Here is a 1,024-nt window from a genome sequence, read left to right as displayed (position 1 = left end):
CCAGGGCGATGTCATTCGTAAGATCGATCCCGACGGTCATGTCACGGACTACAGCTACAACAAATACGGGCAACTGGTCGGGGTTTGGTACCCCGATCACAGTTGTCAGCGGCTGGTGTGGAATGACCGTGGGCAGCTCATAGAGGAACAACTGCCCAATGGCGGGATCAAGCGGTATCGCTATGACGATCTTGGCCGACAGATTGCCCGCGAGGATGCACATGGCGCGCTGACCCAGTATCAGTGGGACAGCGTGGGTCGGTTGGTTCGCGTGGTGCTGCCCGGTGGGGCATGTCGGGAATACAGCTACAACCCCTACGGCAAAATCACCGCCGAACGCGATGAACGGGGCCACGTTACTCGCTACGAATACGCCGACGGCCTGCACCTGATCAGCCGCCGTATCAACGCCGACGGTACCCAGGTCAACTACCGCTACGACAATGCGCGATTACTGCTGACCGAGATCGAAAACGAGGTTGGCGAGACCTACCGACTTGCTTATCACCCCAACGGCCTGATCCAGCAGGAAACCGGGTTTGACGGGCAGCGTACGGCTTATGCCTACGACCTCAACGGCAACCTGCAAGAAAAAATCGAACACGGTGACGATGGCAGTCAGTTAGTCACTCGTTATGGGCGAGACCACGCCGGACGCCTCGTACGAAAAACCCTGCCAGACGCCAGCGTTGTTGAATATGCCTACGACCGACAGGGCAACCTGCTCAGCGTCGACGACGGCCACTGGGCGCTGGCCTACGAATACGACCAACAAAACCGCCTCACCGCCGAACATCAGGGCTGGGGCACCTTGCGCTATGGCTACGACGCCTGCGGCCAACTTAAAAACCTGCGCCTGCCCGACAACAACCGCTTGGTGTTCAACCACAGCAAAGGCGGCCACCTCGCCACCGTCGAGTTAAACAGCGCACTGCTGACCTCCCATCTGTTCAAGGCCGGCCAAGAACACCAGCGCCAACAAGGCCAACTCCTCAGCCACTACCACTACGACGACCAGCAACGC

1 pseudogene is annotated in these 1,024 nt (G+C 59.1%); it reads left to right on the top strand.

Annotated features, from left to right (window positions below):
• Nucleotides 1–1,024: pseudogene (locus J1G35_RS30580) on the top strand (type IV secretion protein Rhs); the annotation flags it as partial.

This window comes from Pseudomonas sp. SH10-3B, from assembly GCF_019891415.1.
Lineage (GTDB): Bacteria > Pseudomonadota > Gammaproteobacteria > Pseudomonadales > Pseudomonadaceae > Aquipseudomonas.
Note: the sequence above shows the minus strand (reverse complement) of the source record. Positions and strands in the feature narration are given on the sequence as shown.